This is a genomic window from Pseudomonas sp. UBA3153 (assembly GCF_002364635.1).
Lineage (GTDB): Bacteria > Pseudomonadota > Gammaproteobacteria > Pseudomonadales > Pseudomonadaceae > Pseudomonas_O > Pseudomonas_O kuykendallii.
The window spans coordinates 1-3,806 of record NZ_DEYR01000058.1 but is presented as its reverse complement, the minus strand read 5'-3'; the positions used below and the strand labels follow the sequence as shown (position 1 = coordinate 3,806).

Sequence of the window (3,806 nt, the reverse complement as noted above, 5' to 3'; positions counted from 1 at the left end):
TTCCGGCGGCGACTTTCGCGGGCTCGACCTGCGTCGGCTGAATCCGGAGCGGATCAACTTCACCGACGCCTATTTCCGCGGCGCCGACCTGCGCGGGCTGGACCTTCGCCAGGTACGCATGGAGGGCGCCAGCATCGCCCACGCGCAGATATCCGGCACCTATTTCCCGGAAGCGCTGAGCGCCGATGAAATCCTCATGTCGCTGAATTTCGGCACTCGTCTGCGCTACCGCAGTGGCAGCCGATGAGCGAGGTCGTGCAGCTGTTCGGCGCCCGTGCGGGCGCTTACGCCAGTTTCCGCCCGCACTACCCGGATGCATTGTTCGACTGGCTCGCCGATCGCGCGCCGCGGCGCCGCCATGCCCTCGACATCGCCTGCGGAAACGGCCAGGCCAGCCGCCCGCTGGCGAAACGCTTCGAACGGGTGCTGGGTTGCGATGCCAGCGTCGAGCAACTGCAGGCAGCGGACGTCGACGGCGTGGCGCTGTTCGCCGCCGATGCCGCGCGGCAGCCGCTGGCGGATGGCAGCCTGGACCTGATCGTCGTCGCTCAAGCGCTGCACTGGTTCGCCACGCCGGCGTTCTTCGCCGAAACGCGCCGCCTGCTGAAGCCCGGCGGCCTGTTCGTCGCCTGGTGCTACGGGCTGATGCGCATCGATGCACGCACCGATGCGCTGGTCGACCATCTGTACCACGCCACCCTCGACGGCTGCTGGCCGGAAGGTCGCGCCAGCAGCGAGGCCGGATACCGCGACCTGCAGCCGCCCTTTCCACGCCTCGAGGTGCCGGAGTTCAGCATGCAGGCGCACTGGAGCCTGGAGCAGTTGGCCGGCTACCTGCGCACCTGGTCGGCAGTTCAACGCTGGGAGCGCCAGCACGGGCATGACCCGATCACCGACCTGATGCCGGCGCTGCGTCAGGCGTGGGGTAACGACAGGCACCAGCGGCGGGTGTCCTGGCCGCTACATTTCCTCGCCGGTTATCCCGCTGGCTGACCCCAACCCGCGCAAGGAGGCACGATGAACGACGAACTGCAGAGCATGAAGAACCTCGGCAAGACGTCCGCCCAGTGGCTGCACGCCGTGGGCATCCACACGCCCTCCGACCTGCGCCGCCTCGGCGCGGTGGAAGCCTATCGCAGCGTCCGGGCAAGAGGTTTCCGGGCCTCGCGGGTGCTGCTGTATGCCATCGAGGGCGCGCTGCTGGACATTCACTGGAACCAGTTGCCAGAGGCGCACAAGGCGGAACTGAACGCCCGGCTGCACCAGTGAACGCCACATTTAAGCGCTAGCTCACAGGCTGCGTATGAGATGATTTACGCGCGAAGCGGCGCCCTTTATCGTTGGGCCGTTCGTACGCTTTTGCCAGCCCAGCCAGTTCAAGGATTACTGTCATGTACCTACTCGGGGAGCAACCGGCCTACGCCGATCAGCTGATCAATCGCCTGCAGAGCATCCCCTCGCAGCTGCTGAAAGATCTGGCGCCGGCCGGCCCTGCGCTGCAGCTCGACCCCACCGACGATCTCGCCGAAGCGCTCCCGGGTACGCGGCTGTTCGTCATCGAAAGCGGCCTGCTGCACGCCTCCGTGGAGGACCGCCCGCTGTTCTATCTGCAGGAAGGCGATCTGCTCGGCCTGCGTCAGGGCATCGACATGCCCTCCTGCCGCTACAGCAGCGAGGAAAGCGTCAGCCTGATCCCTTACAACCGCACTGAAGTCTTCCGCCACATCTATGCCGACGAGCAACGCCAGGAGCTGTTCCTACAGTACCTGATCGGCCAGACCGCCCTCCTCTCCGACGCGGTGGCACGACTGAAGCAGCCGGAGATTCGCCCGTCCACCGGCTTCCAGCATTTCGCCGCCGGCGATCAGTTGATCCAGCAGGGCGACGAGGCGGACAACGTGTTCATCATCATCGACGGCCATGCCGAAGCGTTCGTCGATGGGCAGAAGGTGGGCGATGTGCAGAAGGACGAGATCTTCGGCGCGATGGCCGTGTTCACCCGCGAGAAGCGCAGCGCCAGCGTGGTCGCCAGCGAAGCCTGCACGGTGATGGTCATTCCCAAGGAGCAGTTCCTCAGCCTGATGCAGAGCAATCCGCGCATCGCCCACAGCCTGGTTGAAAGCATGGCCCGGCGCATCGACCTGATGAACAAGGAAATCACCCAGCTGCGCCGCGCGCAGCTCGACGACTGAAGCGAATCCGCATCCAACGGACCCGGCCATGTGCCGGGTTCGTGGTTTTTAGGGAGGCGAATATCAGGCGGCAGAAAATAAGTGAAGGTCAGGTGTTGACTATGGAATGAGAATTGTTATTATTAACTCAACTGGTCGCGAGATCAGCCAGGTAAGCAAAGGGTCCCTCATCAGGCTCTTCGGTTATCTCCTCATCAGGCTAATCACGGTTATTGACCCGGCACTTTGCCGGGTCTTTTTTTGCCTGCGATTTCTTGAATCCGGCGGCCTCAGCGACGCAGTTCGGCGCAGTGATCCTGTTCCGGCTGGGCGGCGGTGTACCAGATGAAATCGGCGCTGCCCGGCGCTACCTGCTGGCCGACCTCGACGAGCAGCAGCACGCTGGCATCGCGCACGCCGAGGTCGGTCAGGTGCAGCGGCACGCCCAGGTCGCGGCTTGCGTGGTAGGCGCCGGTGAACAACAGCGCAGGCAGCGGCGCATCGCGCAGGCGTTCGGCGATGCGCCGGTCGCGTTGCTGCTGCACCGCCAGCATCGCCGGAAGCTGCGACTCCGGCAGCAGCCCGCAGTGCGACTGGCGAATCTGCTCCAGCAGCGGCTCACGCACGGCCGGCGCGGTGGAAGCACTGCCACTCAGCGACGGCGCCGCGCGATAGATGCCCATGATCTCGCTGCGATCAAGATTGGCCGCGAGCAACGGATAGGGTTGCGCCAGCGCGTAGCGCACCAGAGGCCCGTAACCTGCCCAGTCCCAGCCTTTCTGCCAGGCCAGCGCGGCGGGCAGGTCCGCCGGTGGCCTGCCCTCGGCCACCTGCTGGCGAGCCGCATCGACGTTCGCCTGTTGCGCCGGCTCGAGCATCTCCAGCAGCACGCTGCCCTGCGCACGCCGGCTGGCGAGCGCCTGCAGCAGCCACAGCTCCAGCGCATGGTGATCCGGGTTGTCGTGCTGCTCGCCGACCAGCACGCGGTCAGCCCCGCCGAGGCGCTCGACCAATTGCGCGGGGGTCAGCCTCGCGCCCGTGCTCGACTCGATGATCTGGCCCAACTGCGGGTCGTCACGCCCCTGCGGACTCTGCCACGCGGGAATGGGCGCCAGGCTCTGGCAGGCCGACAGCAGGCCGAGACAGATCAGCAGCAGTGCACGCATGGCGCGACTCCTCGGGAAAGAACGATTGCTCCACGGTAAACGGAAGCCCGCGCCGGGCAAAGGCTCAGCGCGCGATGATCAGCGGATGGCCGCGCTCCGGGTGGTGCTGCACCAGCACGTCGAGCCCGAACACCGCCTGCAGCGGCTCGGCCCGCAGCACCTCCTCGGGCGTACCGAGCACCTGCGGACGACCATCGCCCAGCAACAGCAGGCGATCGCAGTAACGCGCGGCGAGATTGAGGTCATGCAGGATCAGCAGCACCGCCGCACCCCGCAAGGCGAATTCGCGGACCGCCTGCAACGTGGTGTGCTGGTGCAGCGGGTCGAGCATGGAGGTCGGCTCGTCGAGCAACAGCGTCTGCCCCTGCGCGCCGGGCCACAGCTGCGCCAGCACCCGCGCCAGGTGCACGCGCTGACGCTCGCCCCCGGACAACGCCAGGTAGCTGCGCCCGGCCAGGTGCGCCGCGTC

At 66.5% G+C, this 3,806-nt stretch carries 5 protein-coding genes and 1 pseudogene; 4 read left to right on the top strand and 2 right to left on the bottom strand.

Going from position 1 to position 3,806, the window contains the following annotated elements; translation table 11 throughout:
• The 4 genes from B2X67_RS13805 to B2X67_RS13790 all read left to right on the top strand — a co-directional run.
• A partial coding sequence (locus tag B2X67_RS13805) for a pentapeptide repeat-containing protein (protein ID WP_286785848.1) occupies positions 1-247 on the top strand: 247 nt, incomplete at its 5' end.
• The gene (locus tag B2X67_RS13800; RefSeq protein ID WP_286785847.1) at positions 244-993 is read left to right on the top strand and encodes a class I SAM-dependent methyltransferase; all 750 of its coding nucleotides are present in this window, start codon (positions 244-246) and stop codon (positions 991-993) included. The genes B2X67_RS13805 and B2X67_RS13800, both read left to right, overlap by 4 nt.
• A gap of 24 nt (positions 994-1,017) precedes the next feature.
• A complete protein-coding gene (locus B2X67_RS13795; protein ID WP_273234314.1) occupies positions 1,018-1,269 on the top strand; it encodes a TfoX/Sxy family protein in 252 nt (83 codons plus the stop codon).
• A 122-nt stretch (positions 1,270-1,391) separates the two neighbouring features.
• A complete protein-coding gene (locus B2X67_RS13790; RefSeq protein WP_282339566.1) occupies positions 1,392-2,192 on the top strand; it encodes a Crp/Fnr family transcriptional regulator in 801 nt (266 codons plus the stop codon).
• A gap of 269 nt (positions 2,193-2,461) precedes the next feature.
• Here B2X67_RS13790 and B2X67_RS13785 read toward each other — a convergent pair whose 3' ends face one another.
• On the bottom strand, positions 2,462-3,337 hold the full coding sequence (locus B2X67_RS13785) for a ChaN family lipoprotein (RefSeq protein WP_286785846.1): 876 nt from the start codon (positions 3,335-3,337) through the stop codon (positions 2,462-2,464).
• A gap of 64 nt (positions 3,338-3,401) precedes the next feature.
• Positions 3,402-3,806, bottom strand: a pseudogene (locus B2X67_RS13780) (heme ABC transporter ATP-binding protein); the annotation flags it as partial.